This is a genomic window from Allobosea sp. LjRoot90 (genome assembly GCF_964254315.1).
Classification (GTDB): Bacteria; Pseudomonadota; Alphaproteobacteria; order Rhizobiales; family Beijerinckiaceae; genus Allobosea.
Genome location: NZ_CAXUTF020000002.1, coordinates 385,398 through 408,616 on the forward strand (window position 1 = coordinate 385,398; position 23,219 = coordinate 408,616).

General features: G+C 66.1%; 21 protein-coding genes. 4 read left to right on the plus strand and 17 right to left on the minus strand.

The genetic code is table 11. From position 1 onward, the window contains the following. Nucleotides 1–48 precede the first annotated feature (48 nt). Nucleotides 49–1,224, plus strand: coding sequence for a citrate synthase family protein (locus ACSQ3M_RS08605; protein ID WP_436149652.1), 1,176 nt, complete (start codon nucleotides 49–51; stop codon nucleotides 1,222–1,224). 7 nt (nucleotides 1,225–1,231) lie between these two features. Here ACSQ3M_RS08605 and ACSQ3M_RS08610 read toward each other — a convergent pair whose 3' ends face one another. From ACSQ3M_RS08610 to ACSQ3M_RS08655, 10 genes are all read right to left on the minus strand, one after another. Beyond that, a complete protein-coding gene (locus ACSQ3M_RS08610; RefSeq protein WP_436149653.1) occupies nucleotides 1,232–2,695 on the minus strand; it encodes a lyase family protein in 1,464 nt (487 codons plus the stop codon). 111 nt (nucleotides 2,696–2,806) lie between these two features. Then, nucleotides 2,807–3,973: a class I SAM-dependent methyltransferase gene (locus ACSQ3M_RS08615; RefSeq protein WP_436149654.1), complete on the minus strand. Its 1,167-nt coding sequence runs from the start codon at nucleotides 3,971–3,973 to the stop codon at nucleotides 2,807–2,809. 331 nt (nucleotides 3,974–4,304) lie between these two features. Continuing rightward, nucleotides 4,305–5,711 (minus strand): TRAP transporter large permease, encoded by a 1,407-nt coding sequence (locus ACSQ3M_RS08620; protein WP_436149655.1) that lies wholly within the window; start codon nucleotides 5,709–5,711, stop codon nucleotides 4,305–4,307. Between the two features lie 3 nt (nucleotides 5,712–5,714). Beyond that, complete coding sequence (locus ACSQ3M_RS08625; RefSeq protein ID WP_436149656.1) at nucleotides 5,715–6,293, minus strand: TRAP transporter small permease; 579 nt, start codon at nucleotides 6,291–6,293, stop codon at nucleotides 5,715–5,717. Between the two features lie 192 nt (nucleotides 6,294–6,485). Next, the gene (locus ACSQ3M_RS08630; RefSeq protein ID WP_436149657.1) at nucleotides 6,486–7,457 is read right to left on the minus strand and encodes a sialic acid TRAP transporter substrate-binding protein SiaP; all 972 of its coding nucleotides are present in this window, start codon (nucleotides 7,455–7,457) and stop codon (nucleotides 6,486–6,488) included. Between the two features lie 41 nt (nucleotides 7,458–7,498). Then, nucleotides 7,499–8,251: a FadR/GntR family transcriptional regulator gene (locus tag ACSQ3M_RS08635; RefSeq protein WP_436149658.1), complete on the minus strand. Its 753-nt coding sequence runs from the start codon at nucleotides 8,249–8,251 to the stop codon at nucleotides 7,499–7,501. A 127-nt stretch (nucleotides 8,252–8,378) separates the two neighbouring features. Then, a complete protein-coding gene (locus ACSQ3M_RS08640) occupies nucleotides 8,379–9,164 on the minus strand; it encodes an ABC transporter ATP-binding protein (RefSeq protein ID WP_436149659.1) in 786 nt (261 codons plus the stop codon). After that, on the minus strand, nucleotides 9,161–9,934 hold the full coding sequence (locus tag ACSQ3M_RS08645) for an ABC transporter permease (RefSeq protein ID WP_436149660.1): 774 nt from the start codon (nucleotides 9,932–9,934) through the stop codon (nucleotides 9,161–9,163). The genes ACSQ3M_RS08640 and ACSQ3M_RS08645 overlap by 4 nt, the downstream gene beginning before the upstream one ends. Before the next feature lie 2 nt (nucleotides 9,935–9,936). Next, complete coding sequence (locus ACSQ3M_RS08650) at nucleotides 9,937–10,449, minus strand: mismatch-specific DNA-glycosylase (protein WP_436149661.1); 513 nt, start codon at nucleotides 10,447–10,449, stop codon at nucleotides 9,937–9,939. Then, on the minus strand, nucleotides 10,446–11,408 hold the full coding sequence (locus ACSQ3M_RS08655; protein WP_436149662.1) for an ABC transporter substrate-binding protein: 963 nt from the start codon (nucleotides 11,406–11,408) through the stop codon (nucleotides 10,446–10,448). Before ACSQ3M_RS08655 ends, ACSQ3M_RS08650 begins: the two co-directional genes overlap by 4 nt. 303 nt (nucleotides 11,409–11,711) lie before the next feature. Here ACSQ3M_RS08655 and ACSQ3M_RS08660 point away from each other — a divergent pair, with 303 nt between their 5' ends. Then, nucleotides 11,712–13,268: an acetolactate synthase large subunit gene (locus ACSQ3M_RS08660; RefSeq protein WP_436150287.1), complete on the plus strand. Its 1,557-nt coding sequence runs from the start codon at nucleotides 11,712–11,714 to the stop codon at nucleotides 13,266–13,268. Nucleotides 13,269–13,735: 467 nt separating this feature from the next. Next, the gene (msrA, locus tag ACSQ3M_RS08665) at nucleotides 13,736–14,242 is read left to right on the plus strand and encodes a peptide-methionine (S)-S-oxide reductase MsrA (RefSeq protein WP_436149663.1); all 507 of its coding nucleotides are present in this window, start codon (nucleotides 13,736–13,738) and stop codon (nucleotides 14,240–14,242) included. A 59-nt stretch (nucleotides 14,243–14,301) separates the two neighbouring features. Here the strand turns inward: msrA and ACSQ3M_RS08670 are convergent, their stop codons facing one another. From ACSQ3M_RS08670 to ACSQ3M_RS08695, 6 genes are all read right to left on the minus strand, one after another. Continuing rightward, the gene (locus ACSQ3M_RS08670) at nucleotides 14,302–14,694 is read right to left on the minus strand and encodes a VOC family protein (RefSeq protein ID WP_436149664.1); all 393 of its coding nucleotides are present in this window, start codon (nucleotides 14,692–14,694) and stop codon (nucleotides 14,302–14,304) included. Between the two features lie 5 nt (nucleotides 14,695–14,699). Next, on the minus strand, nucleotides 14,700–15,743 hold the full coding sequence (locus ACSQ3M_RS08675) for a histone deacetylase family protein (protein ID WP_436149665.1): 1,044 nt from the start codon (nucleotides 15,741–15,743) through the stop codon (nucleotides 14,700–14,702). Nucleotides 15,744–15,814: 71 nt separating this feature from the next. Then, nucleotides 15,815–18,133, minus strand: a complete 2,319-nt coding sequence (locus ACSQ3M_RS08680) for a putative bifunctional diguanylate cyclase/phosphodiesterase (protein WP_436149666.1) — start codon at nucleotides 18,131–18,133, stop codon at nucleotides 15,815–15,817. Between the two features lie 72 nt (nucleotides 18,134–18,205). After that, complete coding sequence (locus ACSQ3M_RS08685; protein WP_436149667.1) at nucleotides 18,206–18,823, minus strand: TetR/AcrR family transcriptional regulator; 618 nt, start codon at nucleotides 18,821–18,823, stop codon at nucleotides 18,206–18,208. A gap of 235 nt (nucleotides 18,824–19,058) precedes the next feature. Further along, entirely contained in the window at nucleotides 19,059–20,246 is a 1,188-nt protein-coding gene (locus tag ACSQ3M_RS08690; protein ID WP_436149668.1) for an acyl-CoA dehydrogenase family protein, read from the minus strand. A gap of 140 nt (nucleotides 20,247–20,386) precedes the next feature. Continuing rightward, complete coding sequence (locus ACSQ3M_RS08695) at nucleotides 20,387–20,650, minus strand: hypothetical protein (RefSeq protein WP_110488287.1); 264 nt, start codon at nucleotides 20,648–20,650, stop codon at nucleotides 20,387–20,389. A 256-nt stretch (nucleotides 20,651–20,906) separates the two neighbouring features. Between ACSQ3M_RS08695 and ACSQ3M_RS08700 the strand changes: the two genes are divergently transcribed. Next, nucleotides 20,907–22,082, plus strand: a complete 1,176-nt coding sequence (locus ACSQ3M_RS08700) for a hypothetical protein (protein ID WP_436149669.1) — start codon at nucleotides 20,907–20,909, stop codon at nucleotides 22,080–22,082. Between the two features lie 55 nt (nucleotides 22,083–22,137). On the opposite strand, the gene ACSQ3M_RS08705 is transcribed toward ACSQ3M_RS08700, so the two are convergent. Then, a complete protein-coding gene (locus tag ACSQ3M_RS08705; RefSeq protein ID WP_436149670.1) occupies nucleotides 22,138–23,151 on the minus strand; it encodes a TRAP transporter substrate-binding protein in 1,014 nt (337 codons plus the stop codon). Nucleotides 23,152–23,219: the final 68 nt, after the last annotated feature.

A 23,219-nucleotide genomic window follows, 5' to 3' on the forward strand; every position in this document is an offset into this window, starting at 1 on the left:
TCAAAGCATTCGCCTTGAGGATCGGCCTCCGCACTGCTAGAATCAATCTTGAACAATATAATCAATATACTGGACAAGGGGGCGATGCAGGACTGGCTGACGGCGCAAGAGGCGATGGCGCGGCTCGGGCTGAAGCCGCAGACGCTCTATGCCTATGTCAGCCGCAGGCTGATCGAGGCGCGGGGCGACGAAGGGGATTCGCGCCGCAGCCTGTACCGGGCCGAGGATGTCGCCCGGCTGGAGCATCGCAAGGCGCGCGGCCGCCGTCCGGCGGCGATCGCCGAGGACGCAATCGCCTATGGCGAGCCGGTCCTCGCCTCCGCCATCACCACGATCGAGCGCGGCGGCCTCTGGTATCGCGGGCAGGATGCTGCGCGCCTGTCCGAGACTGCCAAGCTCGAGGACATCGCCCGTCTGCTCTGGAATTGCGGGACGCAGCGCTTCCCGCCTTTGGCGATGATCGTCCCGTCGGGCGAGCCGCTCGCCCGCATCTTCGCGGTGATCGCGGCACGGGCCGCGACCGACCGGCCGATGGCGGGGCGGGTCAGGAAGGCGCTCTATCTTGAAGCTGCCGCCGTGCTGGACGCGCTGGTCGACGCCATCGCCGGCGGGCCGGGCGAAGGGCCGATCCATGCGCGGCTGGCGCGCGCCTGGGGCTGCGAGGCTGAGGGTGCCGAACCGATCCGGCGCGCATTGGTGCTGCTCGCCGACCATGAGCTCAACGCCTCGACCTTCGCCGCGCGCGTCACCGCCTCGACCGGCGCCTCGCTCGCCGCCTGCGCCATGGCCGGACTCGCGGCACTATCCGGCCCCTTGCATGGCGGTGTCGCGCCGCGCGTGCTCGCGCTGATGCGAGAGATCGAGCGCGACGGACTGGAGACAGCGATAGCGGCGAGGCTGGAGACCGGCGCCAAGCTGCCCGGCTTCGGTCACCCGCTCTATCCCGACGGCGATCCCAGGGCGCGAGCCCTGTTCGCAGCCTTCCAGCCGCCGCCGGCCTATGCGCAGGCGCAGGCCGCAATCGGAACGCTGACCGGCGAGGAGCCGAATATCGATTTCGCCCTCAGCGCGCTGGCGGCGAGGCTTGAGCTGCCGGAAACCACGCCGTTCCAGATCTTCGCGGCGGCGCGCTGCACCGGCTGGCTCGCCCATGCGCTGGAGCAGAATGAGACCGGCCAGCTGATCCGCCCGCGCGCCCGCTATGTCGGGCCGGCGCCGGCCTGAGACGACGCTACTGCGCCTGTGCCCGCAGCGCTTCGAAATCCTTGTCGAGCCTTCCAAGCGAGGTGGCAATCCGCTCGCGCCGTTCCTTGATCCAGGCACCCTGCTCCGCGATCCGGGCCTTGGCGGCGGCTAGCATCCGCTCCATCTCGGCCGGCTGCGGACCGCCGACAGTCGCGCGATTGCGCACGATCGCGACAGGGTCGAGCGTGGCGCGGAATTCGGCTTCGCTGATCGGAAACTCAGCCGGATAGTCCGTGCCCTTGACCGCCGCGGCATAGATGCGGATCGCCTCGGCATAGGGGAAATCCAGCGGCCTGATGTCGTGATCCTTGGCGTGGGAGACGACCTCGGAGGCGAAGTGATGGCCGACGCGGAAGGGCAGCCTGTATTTGCGCATCAGGAGATCGGCCAGCTCCTGCGAGGCGGTCCAGTCGCTGTTCAATTCCTCCAGCGCCCGCTCGGGGCTGATCACCAGCCCTTTCAGGATGCGATCCCAATTGGCGAGCACGGTGACCGCGCTCTTCACCATCGCGCTGTTGGGCCTGACGTCCTTGGGGTCGCTCATGCCAGGCGTGATGTTGTGGGCCTGGATCGCGGCGCCCATTGCCAGCGAGATCGCGGTCGAGGCCTGCTGGCGCGTGGTGTTGAGCAGGCCGGGATTGCGCTTCTGCGGCATGGCGCTGGAGACATAGGTGTTGCCGTCGCCTTCCTGCAGCAGCATCCAGGGCCGTGCGAAGGCGTATTGCATCATAACGTCCTCGACGAAGGCGCCGGCATGGAGGGCGATGCTGGTGACGATCGCACCCGCCTCGACCGGGTGCTCGGCCGAGGAGATCTGGCCGGCGTCATAGGCGTTGTCGACGATCGCCGCGAAGCCGAGATAATCGGCCATGCGCTTGCGGTTGAGCGGCCAGCTCGTGCCGTTGAGCACGGTCGTGCCCATCGCCGAGCGGTCGATCCGGAAATAGGCCTCGCGGATGCGCTGGGCATCGCGCTCGAGGCCGGCGGCATGGCCGAGCAGGGTGTGGCCAAGACTGTTCGGCTGGGCCGCGACGCCGTTGGTGTAGTTCGGCACGATGGTCGCAGCGTGTTTCTCCGCCAGCCCGACCAGCGTCGCCGTGGTGCGATTGAGCTGGTCGGCGAGCGCCAGCATGTCGTCGCGCAGGATCGCGGCGCGATAGGTCGCATGCATATCCTGGCTCGAGCGGCCGGCATGCAGCAGCGTCACTTCCTGCCCGCCCGCCGCGATCAGCAGCGGCTCGAAGCTGATCACGGTCGAGGGCCGCTTCGCCGAGGGCTTGGCGCCGTCCTGCAGCACCTTGCCGAGACCGGCGGCGATGCGCGGCGCCAGCGCCTTGTCGAGCAGGCCTTCATCCGTGTTGATCACGGCCGTGGCCTTGTTGATCTCGCCGAGCCAGAAGAACTCGTCGCGCGGCTGGCGCTCCTGGGCAAGGGCTGGAAGAGCTGACATCTGCGCTGCCACCGCAAGCGCAATCATCGATGATCGCACGATCAACCTCCGCTAATGCTCCCCGCCGGGCCGGAGCCTAGCGGGGGCATCGCGGTAGCTCAATCGCGCCGGTCAGGCTGCCCGTTCTACCGGCTCGGCAGACCTGCCCTTCTCGCTCATATAGTCCCGCGTCATCGGCAGCGTGCCGAGCCGCTTGGCGAGCTGGAGCTGGAAGACGACGAGGCCGTCATAACGGAAGCTCGCTTCGGAGGCGGCGAGATAGAACTCCCACATCCTGGCGAAGCGCTCGTCATACATCGCGACGGCCTCCGGCCGATGGGCGAGGAAACGCTCGCGCCAGGCCTTCAGCGTCTCGGCATAGTGCAGGCGCAGCACCTCGACATCGGTGATGATCAACCCTTCCTGCTCGACCGCCGCAGCAATCTCCGACAGCGCCGGGATATAGCCGCCGGGGAAGATGTACTTGGCGATGAACGGGTTGGTCGCGCCGGGCGGCGTGCTGCGGCCGATTGTATGGATCAGGGCGACGCCGTCATCCTCGAGCAGTTCCCTGATCTTGCGGAAGTAGTCGCGGTAGTAGCCGACGCCGACATGCTCGAACATGCCGACCGAGACGATGCGGTCGAAGCGCTCGCTCACGGCGCGGTAGTCCTGCAGGCGGAACTCGACCGGCAGGCCCGATTCCTCAGCCCGCTTGCTCGCAGCGGCGAGCTGCTCCTCGGACAGCGTGATCCCGGTCACCTTTGCGCCGGTCTCGCGCGCGATCGAAAGCCCGAGGCCGCCCCAGCCAGAGCCGATGTCGAGCACGCGCTGGCCCGGCTTCAACGCCAGCTTCGCCGCGATCCTGCGCTTCTTGGCGGCCTGCGCCTCTTCCAGGGTCGCGCCCGGATGCTCGAAGAAGGCGCAGGAATACTGCTGGTCGGCATCGAGGAAGAGCCGGAAGAACTCGCTCTTCAGATCGTAGTGATGATGGACGTTGCGCTTCGCCCAGTCCGGCGTGTTGTGCTGCTTCAGGCGCCTGACCGCCGTGCGCAGACGGCCCAGTGTCCCGGCCCAGGCCGAGGGCGGTTGGCGCGACAGGCCGCAGACTAAAGTCTCCAGCAATTGGTAGATCGTGCCGCGCTCGACGATGACGCGGCCATCCATCACGGCCTCGCCGAGCGCCAGCTCGGGATCGAGCGCCAGTTTGAACTCGGTTTCGCGATCAGCGATACGCAGCTTGATCGCCGGCACAGCACCTTGACCGGCCGAATGGAGCGATCCATCGGCGAATATCACGTCAATCCTTGGTTCCCGGACCAACCGGGACAACATCTTCGCAATCAGCGCCCGCATGGCTCCACCTCGCGGCAGTGCCCCTTCGCCATCAAAGATGGCAATCACCCGCGGCAGCGTAACAGAGGGTTCGGCGCAAGGCTGATCTACGCCCGCCGCATGCCGCAGCCGTCAGTCTCCTGACAGAAAATGGGGGCGGCGAGCCGTTCTCGCCAGTCCGCCGCAAGATCACCATGCGTCCTACCAGACGCAAAGTGGCGATCTTGCTCTTCGTTTCAGCATCGGATTTCCCCGAAAAGTGGATTCCACTTTTCGGTCCGATGCTCCAGCGCGCCTACCTGATCATGCCCATGGTGCGCGGCAGCCAGAGCGTCAGCTCGGGGATGAAGGTGATCGCGATCAGGGCTGCGAAGAGCGGGATCAGCCAGGGCAGGATCGCCATGGTGGTACGCTCGACCGAAAGCTTGGCGACGCGCGAGAGCACGAACAGCACCATGCCGAGCGGCGGGTGCAGCAACCCGATCATCAGATTGAGCGTCAGGATCAGGCCGAAATGGATCGGATCGATGCCGAGCTTGAGCGCGATCGGCAAGAGGATCGGCACGACGATGGTGATCGCCGCGATGGTGTCGAGGAAGCAGCCGATGAAGAGCAGCAGCAGGTTGACCAGGATCAGGAACACCCATTTGTTCTGGGTGAAGCCAAGGATCAGGTCGGAGAGCAGCTGGGCCGTCTGCGACACCGTGAGCAGCCAGGCGAAGATCGAGGCGGCGGTGACGATGAACAGAACCGAGGCCGTGGTCTCGATCGTGTCGAAGGTCGCCTTGGTCAGGCTGCGCATGGTCATCGAGCGGTAGCGCACGAGGCCGAGGAAGAGCGACCAGATCACCGCTGCGGCTGCGGCCTCCGTCGGCGTGAACCAGCCCATGGTCATGCCGCCGATCAGGATGACCGGCGTCATCAGCGCCATCACGGCCGAGAAGTTGAAGTAGTAATCCATGGCCAGCAGCACGGCGAGCGCGATGCCGATGGCGAGGTTGGGATCGAGCCCGGCGAAGACCAGTAGATAGGCCAGCACCGGGAAGCCCATGACGACCAGCACCTCGATGCCGGCAGAGCCGAGCTCGCGCAGCGAGAACTTGGTGTCCGCCCCCCATTTGTAGATGCGGGCGAAGATTGCGACCGTAAGCATCATGAACAGCGTCATCACCACGCCGGGGATGACGCCGCCGAGGAAGAGCGCGCCGATCGAGGTATTCGACATCATGCCGTAGATGACGAAGGGTAGGGATGGCGGGATGATCGGCCCGAGCGTGGCGGAAGCCGCGGTGACGCCGACCGCGACCTCGGCCGAATAGCCGTGGTCCTTCATCGCCTTGATCTCGATGGTGCCGATGCCGGCGGCGTCGGCGATCGCGGTGCCCGACATGCCCGAGAAGATCACCGAGCCGATGATGTTGACCTGGGCGAGACCGCCGCGCATCCAGCCGACGAGGGAGACGGCAAAGGCGTAGATCCGGCCGGTGACGCCGGCGATGTTCATCAGGTTGCCGGCGAGGATGAAGAAGGGCACCGCCAGCAACGGGAAGCTCTCGACACCGGCGATCATGCGCTGGGCCAGGATCACGTCCGGCACGGTGCCGGTGATGACGATGAAGGCGAGCGAGGCGACGGCCATCGAGATGGCGACGGGAACGCCGAGGATCATCAGGCCGAGGAAGCTTCCAAGCAGGATCAGCATGGGTCAGGCCTCCGAGCCGTCGAAGGCTGCGGGACGCTCCAGCACGGAGTAGCCGCGCCGCCAGTTCTGCCACGCAACCTGGATCGAACGCAGCGTCATCAGGGCGAAAGCGATCACGACCGCATAGAACACGATCGATTTCGGGAACTGGATCGTCGTCATCATTTCGTCTGGGATGAGCTCGGCATAGCGATGCGTCAGCACCGTGCCATAGGCGAAGAAGCCGATGCGGATCAGGTCGACGACGGTCGAGAGCGCCCGTCCCCCGCCATGCGACAAATAGCGGTAGAGGAAGTCGACCTGGATGTGGCGCGAGGCGCGCACGCAGAGCGAGGAGCCGAGGAAGACAACGACGATCAGCGCGTAGATCGCGATCTCCTCGGTCCAGGCGAAGCTGTCATTGAGGACATAGCGGGTGAAGAACTGCGCCACGACGCAGGCGACCATCAGCCAGAAGGCGGCAAGCGTCACCCAGTCCTCGAGGCCGTAGCCGGAAAGATCGGCCGGCGGCGGCGCCTCGTCGAAGACGTGGGCGATTTCCTCGCTGGTGACTTGGGTATGGACTTCCGGCGTCGTGGTCATGGCTCGCTCTTCGCTTCGGCATCGCTCCAGCCGTCATGCTCGCCCTTGTGGCGAGCACCGCGTCTTGAACACTGCGCTCGATCAGCGAAGCAAAGACGTGGATGGTCGGGACAAGCCCGACAATGACGGAGAGGGCGACGTTCATCGGTTCCGGAGCGGGCCCTACGGCCAGCTCCCGAAGGACAGATCAGCTCACTTGATCGCCTGGATCCTCTCCCAGTCGGCCTTGCGGTAGCCGTACTGCTCGAAATTCACGTTCTTCTGCACGGCGGCGAGGAAGTCGGCCTTGTCGACCTCGGTGACCGAGATCCCCTTGTCCTTGAAGACCTGGACGAGCTTCACCTCGTCGTCCTGGATCTTCTTGGTGGCGCGCGTCGCCGCCTCCTGGGCGACGTCGGTGAAGAGCTTGCGGTCCTCGGGCGAGAGCTTGGCCCAGAGCTGCTTCGAGACCACCGTGTTGAGATGGTCGACGATGTGCCCGGTGAGCACGATGTGCTTCTGGACCTCGTAGAACTTCTTGGCGTCGATGGTGTTGAGCGGGTTCTCCTGCGCCTCGACGGTACCGTTCTGCAGCGCGAGATAGACCTCGGCGAAGGCGATCGGCGTGGTGTTGGCGCCGCAGGCGCGCGGCATGGCGAGATAAGCCGGCACGTCGGGCACGCGGATCTTCAGGCCCTTCATGTCGGCGCAGGTCTTGATCGGCTTGTTCGAGGTGGTGTGGCGCGTGCCGTAATAGGTCACGGCCAGGATCTGGTGGCCGCTCTTCTCCTCATAGCCCTTGGCCATCTCCTTGAAGACGTCGCTCTTCACATAGGCGAGCAGATGGTCGGGGCCGCGGAAGATGAAGGGATAGTAGGTCACGCCGATCGGCGGATAGGCGCGGGCGGCGAAGCTCGAGCCGGAGATGATCATGTCGACCGTCCCCAGTGTCAGGCCCTGGTTGATGTCGGTCTCCTTGCCGAGCTGCGAGGCCGGATAGACCGTGATCTCGTACTTTCCGTTGCTGCGCTTCTTGATCTCCTCGGCGGCCCAGACCGACTCGGTATGGAACGGCTCTGAGGTCTCGTAGACATGGGCCCATTTCAGCTTGGTCTGGGCCTGCGCCGGCGTGCCGGCGAAAAGAGCGCCGGCGGCGAGCGCGGCGAGGGCGTAGTGCAACTTCATCTCATGTCCTCCCTGGACTTACGGATGCGATTGGCCTTGCGTCATTTGATCGGGCCGGGTCGGCGTTGACGCTCGCCTGCCCGCTTGAGGTCGACATCGCCGAAGCTCTGTGAAAAGCGCTCCTGCGAAGCCTGGAGATGGGCGTACATCGCCGCGCGCGCCGCCTCGCTGTCGCCGCGCGCAAGCGCTGCATGGATGGCGCGGTGCTCGATTGCGGCGGTGCGCCATGACTGCTCGTTCTCGAAATATTGCGCGAGCTGGCGGAAATACGGGCTCATGCGTTGGTCGAAGAGCTCGCCGACGCAGCGCACCAGCACGGTGTTGCCGAGCATCGCCGCGATCTCGACATGGAAGGCGCGGTCGAGCGCGATCAGCCGCTCGGCCGGCAGGCCCGGCTCTTCCATCTGGACGAGGATGCCGGCTAGCCCTGCCAACCGCTCAGGCGTCGCCTGCGCTGCGGCTTCGGCCGCGACCCCGCCCTCGATCAGCCTGCGGGCCGCGAGAACCTCGAACGGCCCCTCCATGGGAAAGCCGGCCCCGGCGAGCTGCGCCGCAGCCTGCGCGGGATCGACGACATAGACGCCCGAGCCCATGCGAATGCGCACGCGCCCCTCGACCTCGAGTGCGATCAGGGCCTCGCGTACCGAGGGACGGGAGACGCCGAGCTTTTCCGCGAGCTCGCGTTCGGGCGGCAGACGGCTGCCGACCGGAAATTCATGCTGGTCGATGAGATGGCGCAATTGATCGGCGATCTGCCGATAAAGACGCGGCGACTCGACGACTGCGAGCGGCATCAGCTCCCCGGACCCTTCCCTGCGCCGCCCGTTTGAGCGGCATCGATTTGGCCATGTGGTCAGGCCAATTTCGCTAGGGAAGGAACCACCATACCGGAGTGGAGTCAACCGGTATGGTGGATGGCGCTCAGTGCCCCTCGGCCGCCAGCACGGCCTCGACGCGGATCTCCTCGACCAGCCGCTCCTTCAGGGCGACGAACTCCGGCGAGGTCTTGATCGTGTAGGGCCTGGGATGCGGCAGCTCGACCGCGATGTCGGCCTTGATCCGGCCGGGCCTGGCGCTCATCACCACGACGCGCGAGCCGACGAAGATCGCCTCCTCGATGTCATGGGTGACGAAGAGCACGGTCTTCTGCTCGCGCTCCCAGATGCCGAGCAGCATCTCCTGCATCAAGGCGCGGGTCTGGTTGTCGAGCGCGCCGAAAGGCTCGTCGAGCAGCAGGATCTTGGGGTCGTTGGCGAGCGCGCGGGCGATCGCGGTGCGCTGCTGCATGCCGCCCGAGAGCTGCTTCGGAAAATGCTCGACGAAGCCGGCGAGCCCCACGCGCTCGGCCCATTTGCGAGCGATATCGAGCCGCTCGCGTTCCGGCACGCCCTTCTCGCGCAGGCCGAAGGCGATGTTCTGGGCCACGTTCAGCCAGGGAAAGAGCGTATAGCTCTGGAAGACGAAGCCGCGATCGGCACCCGGCCCGGTGACCGGCGCGCCGTCGAGCAGGATCTTGCCTTCGCTCGCGGTCTCCAGCCCGCCGATGATGCGCAGCAGCGTCGACTTCCCGCAGCCCGAGGGACCGAGGATGGTGATGAAATCGTTGTCGGCGACGCTGAGCGAGGTCGGCATCAGCGCGCGCGTCGGCTGGCCCTTGCCGCGCGCCGGGAAGACCTTGCCGACCTGGTCGATCAGGAGCTTGCTCATGCCTGCGCCCACGGAAACAGGCGCTGGTTGACCGCCTTGAAGAGGAAATCGGAGACCAGCCCGATCAGGCCGATGATGATGATGCCGAAGATGATCTGCCCGGTGTTCAAGAGCGCCTGGCTGTCGGTGATCATGTGGCCGATGCCGGAGGACGAGCCGATCAACTCCGCGACGATGACATAGGTCCAGGCCCAGCCGAGGACGAGGCGGAAGATCTCGGCGATCTCCGGCGCGGCATTGGGCAGGAGCACGCGGCGTACCACGGAGGAATCGCTCGCGCCCAGCGTATAGGCGGCGTCGACCAGATCGCGCCGGATGCCGCCGACCGCGACGGCGATCATCAGCACGAGCTGGAAGAACGAGCCGATGAAGATGACGAGCAGCTTCTGGGTCTCGCCGATGCCGGCCCAGAGGATCAGCAGCGGAATGAAGGCCGAGGCCGGCAGATAGCGCGCGAAGGAGACGAAGGGCTCGAGGAAAGCCTCGACCGGCTTGTAGGCGCCCATCAAGATGCCGAACGGCAGCGCCAGGACCACAGCCAGGACGAAGCCGCCCAGCACCCGCCAGATCGTCATGCCGATGTCGAACAGGAAGCCGTGGTTGACGAGCAGGTTCCAGCCCTCGGCGACCATGGTCAGGGGATCGGCGAGGAAGAGCTTCTGCACATAGCCGCCGAAGGTCGCGATCGACCAGACGACGACGAAGAGCGCGAAGAAGGCGATGCCGTAGCCGACGCGGGCGCCGGCTGAGACGGGCTGGAGTGGTTTCATCGTCAGAGGCTCGCTTCCTTGGCGAGAGCGGCGAGTTCACGCCAGGGTTCGATCGACCAGTAGCCCGAGGCGGCACCGGATGTGGACGGCAGGACGACGACGCGGATGTCGTCGATGGCTGCAGGCTGAAGGCCGTAAGCGAGCGCGCGACCGGCCTGGGCCAGAACAGCCTGAGCGGCGCGCTTGCCGTTGAAGGCGATGATGGCAGGCCGCTGCGCCCGCATCTTGCCGAGGAAGCCCGCGACGTCGAAGTGATCGCGCGCCAGCACCGTATCCGGTCCGAAGGTCCGCTTTGCGACATCGGTGCAACCGATGCCGTAGCGCGGGAGCTCGCGGAAATCCGCCGGACCGAGTGGCAGAGGGATCAGGCCAGTCTCGAACAGCGTTCGCCAGAACCTGTTGCCCGGGCCGGCATAATAGGCGCCCCGCCGGGCCGAGACGGAACCGGCCTGCGTGCCGCAGAAGACGACGCGCAAGCCCGGCCCCAACACGTCCGGCAGGACGTGATCCGTCACTTGCCGGCGACGTACTTGGTCTCGATCAGCGAATTGAGGTCGGGCTTGGCCTTGATCAGCCCGATCTCGAGCAGGAGGTCCGCCGCCTTGTTGGTGAAGGCCTGCCACTCGCCGGCGAAGAAGGCCTTGTTGCCCTCGGCGTCCGACCAGCGCAGGTAGTTCGCCGACTTGCCGAACTGCTCGCCGGTCTGCTTCACATCGGCGCCCATGATGCCATAGGCCTTGTCCTTGTCGGCCTTGATCAGCGCGAGCGCCTCGAAATAGCTCTTGGTCAGCGCCGCGGCGGCCGCATCGTTCTCGCCGAGGAATTTCGGCGTGCAGCCGAAGGTGTCCATCACCATCGGATAGTCGAGCGTGGTGGCGATGATCTTGCCCGCATCGGGCTTCTCGCGCACTGCCGAGAGATAGGGCTCATAGGTCATGGCCGCGTCGTTCTGGCCGGCGATAAAAGCCTGCGCCGCCGGGCCGGGCTCCATGTTGACCACGGTGACGTCCTTCACCGACATGCCGTTCTCCTTGAGGATCCAGGCCAGGGCGAAATAGGGCGAGGTACCGGGGGCGGAGGCTGCGACCGTCTTGCCCTTCAGGTCCTTGATCGAGCCGGTCGCGCTGCGCACCGCCATGCCGTCGGCGCCATAGCTCTTGTCGAGCTGGAAGATCTGCTTGGTCTTGATCCCGGCGGCGTCCCAGACGATCCAGGTCTCGACCGTGGTCGCGGCGCACTGGATGTCGCCCGAGGCGATGGCGAGGTGGCGGTCCTTCTGCGGGATCTTCTTGATCGAGACGTCGAGGCCGTTCTTGGCGAAGATGCCGGCCTCCTTGGCGAGCACCAGCGGGGCGAAGCCGGTCCAGCCGGAGATGCCGACATTGACCTTGGTCTGCGCCTGCGCGCCGCTTGCGGCCATGAGGGCTGCCAGGCCGATCCCGGCCGCCGTCCCGATACGCTTCACACCTGTCATGACGAACCTCTTCCCCTCTTGATTCCGCTCGCAGCGGACACCCCGGCCATCGCAGCCCGATCGTGCCCGATAAGCAAGCTTCGTTCCAATTCACGTTAAATGCATATGCAATTCCGTCAAGGCGCTGCGCTTATTGGCTTTGCGCGAACTCCGCTCGCCCGGCCGATCCCGGCCGGGCGGAGCGCGCGCTGATCAACGCCGCTTGGGAAAGCAATGACATTCTCTTGTTTGACACCGCAGGAGCGATCCCTTCCCCTCGGACCATCGGCGCGAAACGCCATGGCTATCGAGAGGTTCTTCCGGATGAATGGCGCCGACCGCCTGTGCGACACGCTGCTGGTCAACGATGTCGATGTCTGCTTCGCCAATCCCGGCACCTCGGAAATGCACTTCGTCGCGGCGCTCGACCGCAAGCCGCAGATGCGCTGCGTGCTCGGCCTGTTCGAGGGCGTGGTCACCGGCGCGGCCGATGGCTATGCCCGGATGGCCGACAAGCCGGCGGCGACGCTGCTGCATTGCGGTCCCGGCATGGCCAACGCCCTTGCCAACATGCACAACGCCAGGCGCGCCTGGACCCCGATGATCAACGTGGTCGGCGACCACGCGACCTATCACCTGCAGCATGACGCGCCGCTGACCAGCGACATTGAAAGCCTGGCCCGGCCGATGTCGCAGTTCGTGCGCCGCATCGCCTCGCCGGAAGATGTCGGCCCGGCGATCGGCGAAGCCTATGCCGCTTCGCTCACTTTGCCCGGCGTCACCACCGTGATCCTGCCGGCCGATTGCGCCTGGGGCAGCGTCGAGCCGGCGGAGCTGAAGCCGACGCCGCTGCCGGCGCTGAAGAGCGTCGATGCCGCCACGGTCCGCGAGGTCGCGGCCGGCCTGCGCAAGCACGGCGCGCGCGCCGCGATCATGCTGACCGGTCTGGCGCTGCGCGAGAAGCCGATGGAGATGGCGGCCCGCGCCTGCGCGGCGACCGGCGCCATGATCTTCAGCCAGATGTCGAACGGGCGGATCCAGCGCGGCGCCGGCCGCGTCGCCATGCCCAAGGTGTTCTACCCGATCGACAAGGCGCTCGATCAGCTCAAGGACATCGACTACCTCGTGCTCATCGGCGCGCAGGTGCCGGTGGGCTTCTTCGCCTATCCCGGCAAGCCCGGCCGGCTGGTCCATGATGGCTGCGAGGTCGCGACGCTGGCGCGGCCGGGCGACGACCTGCCCGCGGCGGTCACGGCACTCGCCGAGGAGATGGGCGCGACCAGGATCGCTCCCGCCTACATTGCCCCCTCGCGCACGGAGCAGCCCGCACTGCCGACCGGCACGCTCGACGCCGACAAGGCCTGCGCCATCGTCTCGGCGCTGCTGCCGGAGAACTGCATCATCTGCGATGAATCTGTCTCGTCGGGCCGCAACTTCTACTACGACTGCCACAGCGCACCGCAGCACGATTACATCCAGCTCACCGGCGGCGCGATCGGCGAGGGCATCCCGCTCTGCGTCGGTGCGGCCGTCGCCTGCCCGGACCGCAAGGTCATCGGCATGCAGGCCGACGGCTCCGGCATGTACACGGTGCAGGGCCTGTGGACGCAGGCGCGCGAGAACCTCGACGTCATCACCGTGATCTTCGCCAACCGGACCTATGCGATCCTGCACGGCGAGATGCGCGCAGTCGGCGTCAACGATTTCGGCCGCAACGCCAAGCTGATGCTCAACCTCGACGAGCCGGCGCTGGACTGGGTCGCGATGGCGAAGGGCATGGGCGTCGAGGCCGGACGTGCCACGACGGCCGAGGAGTTCACCCGGCTGTTCAAGGGCGCGCTCGATCGGAAAGGGCCGTTCCTGATCGAGGCGGTGATCTGAGCGAGAGCGGCGTTTGCTGGAGCGCGGGCCTTCCGTGCTTTCAAGACCTCTGCCGCTTTTGATGCTGATAGCGACCGAAGAACCAAAACAGGCACAACCATTGAGCCACGAAGGGTATCCCTGCGGGCAGGCCCAGCACCATGCTGAATACGATCGTCGCAAGGGCTGTGACCACGGCTCGCCAAAAGGCGGTCCAGAGACTGGGGATGTCCCAGAACCAAGCGCTGATGGAATCCCAAAGGCTGAGCATGCCTCTCGATACAGCTCATCGGCGAAGGATCGATTAAGCCGATCCGAGAAAGTGTGGGGCAGGCTTGGTTGACCGGAGGGGGCGTGGCCAAGCCGAGAATGAGGGGCCGTCACGAGCGGCCGTTTGCAGCGATCAGCCTTGCCAGCCGTAACCTGATGCGACGACATGGCGAACTCAGGTGTCGATGCTTATCTCGGCGGGATCAAGGAGGTTTGACATGACGGAACGTGCTGTACTCGCAGGCGGTTGCTTCTGGGGCATGCAGGAGCTGATCCGCAAGCTTCCCGGTGTCGAGAAGACCCGGGTCGGCTACACCGGCGGCGACGTGAAGAATGCGACCTATCGCAATCACGGGACCCATGCCGAGGGCATCGAGATCAGCTTCGATCCCAGCAAGATCGGCTACCGGCAGCTGGTGGAGTTCTTCTTCCAGATCCATGATCCGACGACGCTGAACCGCCAGGGCAACGACCTCGGCACCAGCTATCGATCGGGAATCTATTATGTCGACGAGGCGCAGAAGAAGACCGCCGAAGAGGTGATCGCCGAGGTGAACGCGTCGGGACGTTGGCCCGGCCGCGTGACCACGGAAGTGAAGCCCGAAGGCGATTTCTGGGAGGCGGAGCCGGAGCACCAGGATTATCTGGAGCGCTATCCGGCCGGCTACACCTGCCACTGGGTCCGCCCGGATTGGGTGCTGCCGCGCCGCGAGGCCGCGGAATAGCAGAGCGAACCAAAGGAAGAGGGGGGCCGGCGCCCCCTCTCTCGGACGAGGCGCCAACGTCAGCGCGCCGGCTCGATCAGATCCCAGCGATTGCCATAGAGGTCCTCGAAGACGGCGACGGTGCCGTAGCTTTCGCGGCGCGGCACCTCCAGGAAACGAACGCCGCGCGCCAGCATGCGGGCATGGTCGCGCGCAAAATCATCGGTCTCGAGGAACAGGAAAACGCGGCCGCCTGCCTGGCTCCCGATCTGCGCCCGCTGCTCGGCCGACGCGGCGCGAGCCAGCAGCAGCGCCGCCCCCTTGCCTCCCGTAGGCGCCACCCTGACCCAGCGCTTCTCTGCGCCGAGCGGCGTGTCCTCGAGGAGTTCGAAGCCGAGGGCGTCGACGAAGAAGGCGATCGCCTCGTCATAATCCCTCACCAGCAAGGCGAGGCAGGCGACCGCCTGCGGCACAGGCCCTACCCCTTGAACCCGCCGAGGAACGCGTCGAGGCAATCGCCGATCGCCTCGATCGCGTAGCCGCCTTCCTGCACCACCAGCGTCGGCAGGCCGAGCGCCTTCACACGCTCGCCGATCGTGCCGAAATCGGCAGCTTCGAGCTTGAGCACGCCGATCGGATCATCCTTGTGGGCGTCATAGCCGAGCGCGATGACGAGGACCTCGGCCCCGAATTCGCGAATGGCGCGGCCGGCGCGGTCGACCGCCGCTTCCATCTCGGCACCGGCGGCGCCGGGGGCAAGCGGCAGATTGAGGTTGAAGCCCTCCCCTGCCCCATTGCCGCGCTCGTCCTCATAGCCGGTGAAGAAGGGATAGTAGTTCACCGGATCGGCATGGACCGAGATGGTGAGCACATCGTCGCGGCGATAGAAGATCTGCTGGGTGCCGTCGCCATGATGGGCGTCGACATCGAGGATCGCGACCTTGCCGAATTTGCTGCGCAGGCGCTGCGCCGCGATCGCCGTGTTGTTGAGATAGCAGAAGCCGGTGGCGCGGTCGGCGCGGGCGTGATGCCCCGAAGGGCGGCAGAGCGAATAGACCGCGCGTTCGCCGGCGAGGATCGCCTCGGCGCCCGAAACCGCGGTCTCAGCCGAGCGCAGGGTCGAGAGCCAGCAATGCTCGCCGACCGGCACGGAGAGATCGCCAAGATACCAGCCGAGCTGGCCCATGATCCCGGTTGGCCGGCAGGGCGGACGAACATCCTCGTCGGTGCGGCCGCTCCAATAGGGGAAGGTGTTGGGCCAGGCCTCCGGCCCGCGCTCGGGCAAGGCGAGCCAGCGCGCCCAAAGCCCTTCCAGGAAGCGAACGAAGCCTTCGTCATGAACCGCGAGGATCGGGCCGGTGCCGTGCTCGGCCGGACGCTCGGGCGTCACGCCATGCTTTGCCAGCGCGCCGAGCAGCCGCTCGGTCCGCTCCGGCAGATCCTTCGGCGCCACGATCTGGCCGAAGCGCATATATTGCTGCGGATCGTGCTTGGACTGGTCGGGATGGTAGAAGGCGCGCATGCAAGGCTCGTGGCTTTGATCCGGAAGCGCGCATAGCGCCATGAAAACCGCGCCGCGACCAGTGCGCCGGCTCAGGCGGCGGCACTATCCCCATGCATGGCGCCGTTCTTCGGCAACAGGTCCGGAAGCTGCAACAGCCAGGGCACGCGGCCGGCGGGCGCAGGCTTGGCATAGCGATAGCCCTGAGCAAAGCGGCAGCCATGCTCGCGCAGGAAGGCCTCCTGCTCGGCGGTCTCGACCCCTTCGGCGATGACGTCGAGACCGAGATCGGCCGCGAGCCGGATCAGCGCCCGCACGATCGCTGCGTCGTCACTGCGCTCGGCGACATGGCTGACGAAGCCGCGATCGATCTTGAGGGCATCGACCGGGAAGCGCTTGAGATGGGTCAGCGAGGCGTAACCGGTGCCGAAATCGTCGAGCGCGACACGCAGGCCCGCCGCGCGCAGGGTCTTCAGCGTGCGCTCGGCCTCGTCGGCATCGCGGGTGAGCAGCACCGTCTCGGTGACCTCGACGCCGAAGCGATCGGCCGGCACGCCGGCGGCCGCCAGCTGACTGAGGAGGCGCTCCGGCAGCGCCGGGTCGCGGAAGACGCTCGCCGCGAGATTGACGTGGACGTGCCCGACATCGAGGCCGGCGTCGAGCCATCGCCGCAGGTCGCTCACCGCCGCGGCGATGATCGCATCGCTGATCCCGTTGGCGATCTCGGCGTCCTGGAAACCTTCCTGGAAGGCGGCGGCCGGGATGATGCCGCGCTCGGCATGGCGCCAGCGCGCCAGTGCCTCGAAACCGATGATCCGGCCGGTGTCGAGCGCGACCTGCGGCTGGTAGAAGGGCAGGATGCGCTCCTCCTTCAGCGCGCCGGCCAGCCCCTGGCAGACGGCAACCCGGCGTGCCATCGCGGCCCGCATCGCCGGCTCGTAGACGATCGCCATGTTGCGGCCGTTCGCCTTGGCCCGATAGAGCGCGAGATCGGCGTCCTTCATCAGCTCGACAGCATCCCGATCATGCTCGGGCGCGAACGCGATGCCCAGGCTCGCACGCGTCGCAATCGTCTGCCCGGCATGTTCGCAGGGCTGGCGCAGGACCTCGATCAGCCGCTCACCCTTCGCCAGCGCCTGCATCGTCGTCAGCCGCTCGGCGGACAAAACGATGAACTCGTCACCGCCGAGACGGGCGACAAAATCCTCCGGGCCGATCGCAGCGGCAAGCCGCGCCGCCGCCTGGATCAGCAGCGCATCACCGGCATCGTGACCGAGCGTGTCGTTGATCGACTTGAAGTCGTCGAGGTCGATCAGGAAGAGCCCGACCACACCGCCTTTGCGCGCCATGCGCGCCAGCCCCTGCTGCAGCCGCTCGCCAAAGAGCAGCCGGTTCGGCAAGCCGGTCAGCGCATCATGTGTCGCCTGCAGGCGGGTCCGCGCCTCGGCCGCCTTGCGGTCGGTGATGTCGACGATCCCCGCGACCACCGCCGGCGCCTCGCCGATCGGCAGCGTCGTCGCGGTGATCAGGACGTCGCGCACGGCGCCGCTGCCGTCGCGGATCTTCGCCTCATGGCTCTTGATCTGCTCCTGCTCGTGCAGCAAGCGGGCGATCATGCGCCGATTGCCGCCATCGAGCAGGATATCCTGGACCTGCGCCTGCGTGACCTCCTCGCCGAAATAGCGCTTGGCGGCATCGTTGCCGCGCAGGAAGCGGCCCTCGTCGCGCGAGGTCACGATGAGAGGGATCGGCACCGCCATGAAGATGCGCTCGATCATCGCCTGGCTGGCGACGAGTTCGTCCTTGGCCTGGCGCTCGGCCTGCGTCGCCGCCCATTCGAGCCGGCGCAGGCGGTTGCCGTGGACGACGACCAGTCCAAGCGCGAAATTGAGCATGACGAGGACGAGGATCAGGCCCGGCAAGGTCGATGGCAGCGGTCCGCCGCCGAGATAGCCGGCGAGCATCAGGGCGCTGCAACCGACACCCAGAACCATGCTCCAGCGAAAGGCCGTCGGCGCCACCAGATAGAAGATCGAAGGCAGCATCAGCACGACGAAGAGCGCAAGATCGCTGCGCGAGGACACCAGCAGCGCGACCGCGAGCCCCGTCGTGACCTCCCAGCCGATCAGCACGGCCTGAGCTTGCGAGAACCGTGTCGCCCGGCGCACCAGCGCAAAGCAGAGCAGCGAGGCGAAGACGACCATGAGCCGCGCCGGCACGGCGACGAAGAAATGCGGCGTGCCGTGGAAGCGCCAGTCGCTGGCGAGGAAGAGCGTGTTGAGGATCGCGGAGATCAGGAAGATCAGGCGGCACTGCCGGAGCATCTCGGCAAAGCGCGCATCGCGGAACGCCGCCTCCCGGAGGGAATCGCGGAATTCACCACCGAATCGAAACAGGCCGTCGCGCGTCATGGCCTACCGTCACCCGGCGCTGGTCAAAGCGAGGTTAAGGTGAAACGGCCAGCTGTCTTGGCCAATAGTTGGCTAGCTCTCTCGGCCAGCCTTGACCGGCGCGACCAGCGCCGCGAGCTCATCCGCAAGCTGGGCGATGTCGAAGCGCCCCTCGCGATACCAGTCGACCGAGCCGTTCATCGCCCCGAGCAGGAAAAGGCGCAGCCGCTCCGGCGCTGCCCCTGCCGCCAGCGCGCCCGTGCCGGCGAGCTCCTCGATCAGCGAGCGCCAGACATCCTCATAGTCGCGGCGGATGCGCCGGACGCTCTCTGGCGTCGGGTTGTCGCCGAAGCTGAAGACCTTGATGCTGGCGCAGGTGTAGTCGGAATGCCCGTGCAGCGCCGACAGATGCGCGGCGATCGCCGCTGCGAGGCGGCGGCGCGGGTCGGCTTCGCCGGCGGCGGCCAATGCTGCCGCCACGGCCTCGTGGACGCGACGGACACCGTCATTGACGACCGCCTCGACGATCTCCTCCTTCGAGGCGAAGTGGTGATAGAGGCTGGCCTTGCGGATGCCGACGGCTTCGGCGATCTCGCGCAGGCTGGTCTGGTGATAGCCATTGCTGCGCAGCAGACGCGCAGCATGGTCGAGGATCAGGCGGCGGGAACCGCCTTCTTGCCGAGCTACAGAGCTTGCCGCCGCCGGGCTCATGAACCACTCCCGTCTTTCCGGGGCGCTGCGCAGCAGCGAGCCCGGAACCCATGACCACGACGCCAATCCAATCCGTCATGCTCGCCCTTGTGGCGAGCATCCACGTCTTGAACACCGCAGTCGACGAAGGAAGACGTGGATGGTCGGGACAAGCCCGACCATGACGGGGAAAGGTCGTGTTCATGGGTTCCGGGCTCGCTGCTGCGCAGCGCCCCGGAAAGACGGGAGCGCATCGTCACAGCCGCTTCGCCACCTCTTCGAGCATGACTTCGGTGGCGCCGCCGCCGATCGCCTGGACGCGTGCGTCGCGGGCCATGCGCTCGATCGCGCTCTCGCGCATGAAGCCCATGCCACCATGGAACTGGACGCAGGCATACATGACTTCGTTGACCAGCTCGCCGCAATAAGCCTTGACCATCGAGACCTCGCGCGTCGCGTCGAAGCCCTTGGCGTCGAGCCAGGCGGCATGATGGACGAGCTGGCGCCCGGCCTCGACCTTGGCGGAGAGCATGGCGAGCTTCTGGCGGATCGCCTGCTTTTCCCAGAGCGGCGCGCCGAAGGCCATGCGCGTGCGGACATAGTCGAGCGTCAGCTCGATCGCGGCCTGCGCCTCGCCCATTGCCATGGCGCCGATCACCGTGCGCTCGTTCTGGAAATTGCGCATGATCGCGTAGAAGCCACGCCCTTCGCCGCCGAGCAGGTTCTCGGCGGGAATCCGGCAATCCTCGAAGATCAGCTCGGCGGTGTCGGAGGAACGCCAGCCATGCTTGTCGAGGGCGCGGCCGACGCGGAAGCCCGGCGTGCCCTTCTCGACCAGGAACATCGAGACCGCCTGCGAGGGCTTCGCCGACGGATCGGTCTTGGCGGCGACGCAGTAGAGATCGGCGTGGACGCCGTTGGTGATGAACATCTTGGCGCCGTTCAGCACGTAGGAATCGCCCTCGCGCCTTGCCGAGGTGCGAATGCCCTTCACGTCGGAGCCGGCATCGGGCTCGGTGACGGCGATGGCGCAGATCACCTTGCCGGCGATGACATCGGGCAGCCAGCGGTCGCGCTGCTCCTTGCTGCCGGCATTGAAGACATGGACCGAGGCCATGTCGGTGTGGACGAGCGCGGTGATGGCAAAGCCCGAGAAGGTCGAGCGGCCGAGTTCCTCGGCCAGCACCACGGTCGCGAGCGTGTCGAGTTCGGAGCCGCCATATTCGGCCGGGTAGCGGATGCCGAGGAAGCCGAGCTCGCCCATGCGGCGCAGCACCTCGCGCGGCACCATGCCGGCCTCTTCCCAGGCGAGCCCGTGCGGCTTGACCTCGGTCGCGACGAAGCGGCGCAACTGGTCGCGCAGCGCCTCGTGTTCCTCGCTGAAATAGGGCGAGCGGAGTGTCCCGCCGCCAGCCGCATCGAAATTGTCCATCGCCGCCAGCATGTCCCTCATGTCTCCGCGATAGCTTACCCTACCGGTCGGCAGGTAGACAACTCCCGAATGCCGCGAAGAAGAGAGGAGCGGCGCTCTCTCCTCTCTTCCTCCGGGCCGGCGTCAGCGACCGGCCTGGCTCTCCTCAGGGCTCAGTTGCAGCCGCAGCCGTGGCCGCCATTGCCGATGCCGATACCGCCGCGGCCGACGCTGACCTTGTTGCCGTTCAGGATGCCGTTGCCGCTCAGCACCGAGACGTTGTTGAGCACCTTGACGTTCGAGACGGCAGTCGTGACGGACGCCACCGAGGTGACCAGTCCACCGAGAAGGCCGCCGCCACGACCACCCTTGCTGCCGGCGAAAGCGGGGGTGACGGAAAAGGCAGCGATCGAGGCAAGAACAATTGCGTATTTCATCTTTCTCTCCCTGCTCTCGCTCCGGGTGTCGAAGCGATATACACGTTATGGTTGCGTTTCACTTTGAACACAATCTGAACGCATTGTTAACCATACTTGCTAGCCTTAACCGGAGAGCGCCTGAATACAGAGTAAACTATTACCTCGCGTATTATGTATTAGATGAAATCTATTCTTGAAATCACAGTCAACATCTTGGCTATATTAACTGACCGTTAGGCATGACCACCTATCTTTGTCTGAGAGGGGTGATGTCATGCGTCCTGTCCGTAGGGTATTCGTGCTTGTCTGCGCCTTGCTCTGCACCCTTCCGGCTGCGGCCGAAGAGAAGGCGGCGGAGACTCTGGTCTCCACGGCGGTGGTCGGCCTGCGCGGCGGTTTCGATTCCAGCCCGACCAACAGCAAGGGCGAGAAGGGTAGCCCGACGCTGACGGGCTTTGCGAGCTGGAACTATCTGCGCGGTACGGTTCAGGACGGCTATGGGCTCGATCTTCTCCTGGTCGACACCCAGTATGATCCACGCCAGTTGGCGGCCAGCCGGCTGCATACGCTGACGCTGAAGCACGCCACCGGGATCGGCGAGAACCTTACCCTGCAATCCTCGCTCGCGATCGACAACGAGCAGACCTGGTCGCGCCGCCGCAGCAGCCTGACCTGGCGCGAGCGGCTCAATCTCAGCCTCGGCTCCTTTCGACTCTTCGCCAATGCCGAAGCCCGGCTCGCCGCGCTGAACGAGCGCAATGTCTTCGCCAGCGGCGATTTCCTGCCGCAGGACGAGAACCTCGCCACGCTCGGCATCACGCCGGGGATCGCCTGGCGCCAAAGCGAGACCGAGATCGGCGTATCGTTCACGGCGTCACGCACGCGCTTCACCAACGGCACCGATTATCTCGGCATGCGCCGCGACAATTACCGGCTGCAGCCCAACCTGTTCGTCTCGACGGCGCTGGCGGGGGCGAGCTTCGAGGCCTCGCTCTCGCCGCTGCAAATCATCTTCCCGGACAAGGAGTTCGAGAACGAGAAGAAGCTGCTCTACACCGCCAAGCTGCGCGTTCCCTATGAGTGGCTGACGCTCGACCTCTCCTCGGGCCGCACCGTCGAGGATACCACCCTGCCCTTCGCCGTGGTCAATCTCGTGACCCAGCACGAGGGCAAGCTTACCGCGCGTTTCAACGACACCAACGCGCTCTCCCTCACCATCAGGCAGAAGCTGGAGGACTATCTCGGGCTCGACTCGACGACGCGCACATCCAGCATCGGCCTCGACTATGCGCGCGGTCTCGGCAGCGGCATGACCGCAACCGCCTCGGCCGCCTGGCGCAAGACCAAGGATACCGGGCTGGAAGCGGTGCCGGCCTTCGTGGTCCAGCTCGGGCTGCAAAAGCAGCTCGATTTCAGCGAGCCGGGCAAGGCGGCGAAGAAGGGCGTGTGAAACGCTTGCGGCGCGCCCGAGGCGCGCCGCGACGATCAATCGAGACTGACTTGGATCAGGCCAGCTTGCCGCCGACCGCCTTCTCCAGGATCGCCCAGGCCTCGTCGCCGAATTTGCCCTTCCACTCGCCGTAGAAGCCGGCCTTCTGCAGCGCGGCGCGGAATTCGTCGGCCTTGGTCGGGTTGATGACCATGCCCTTCGAGGTCAGCTCAGCCTGCAGGCCGGCATTGAGCTTGGCGACGTCGGCGCGCTCGAGCAAAGCGGCCGCGTCGATGTTCTTGGCGACGATGGTGCGCAGGTCCTGCGGCAGCCGATCCCAGGCGCGGCGATTGGCCAGGAACCAGAAGCCGTCCCACATATGGTTGGTGAGCGAGAGGTACTTCTGCACCTCGAACAGCTTGGCGGTCGCGATGATCGCCAGCGGGTTCTCCTGTCCGTCGACGATCTTGGTCTGCAGCGCGGTGTAGACCTCGGCGAAGTTGATGCTGGCCGGGGCCGAGTCGAAAGCCTTGAACATCGAGGTCCAGAGCGGCGAGACCGGCACGCGGATCTTGAAGCCCTTGAGATCGGCCGGGCTGGCGATCGGGCCCTTGGACGAGGTCATCTGGCGGAAGCCGTTGTCCCAGATCTTGTCGAGGACGTGCAGGTTCGCCTTGGCGATCTGGCCGCGGACGTAAGCGCCGAGCTCGCCATCCATCGCCTTCCAGACGGAATCATAGTCCGGGAAGGCGAAGCCGATGCCGCTGACCGAGGCGTTCGGCACCAGGGTCGACAGGATCAGCGGCGACAGCGTGAAGAACTCGACGCCGCCGGAGCGGACCTGGTTCAGCATGTCGGTGTCGGAACCGAGCTGGTTGTTCGGGAAAATCTGGATGACGACCCGGCCATTGGTCTCGGCCTTGATCTTCTCCATCGCCTCGGCGGCGCGCACGTTCATCGGATGCGCCAGCGGCAGGTTGTTGGCGTATTTGTAGGTGAATTCCGGCGTCTGGGCGCGGGCGATCGAGAAGGTCCCGATCGTGGCGGCGGCGGTGGCGCCCTGCAGGATCGTGCGGCGTGAGATCGACATGGTCTTTCCTCCCTCAAGGTTCTTCATTGGTCAGCGCGGCCTCGTTCGGACGCGCCAAGGTGTTTTGC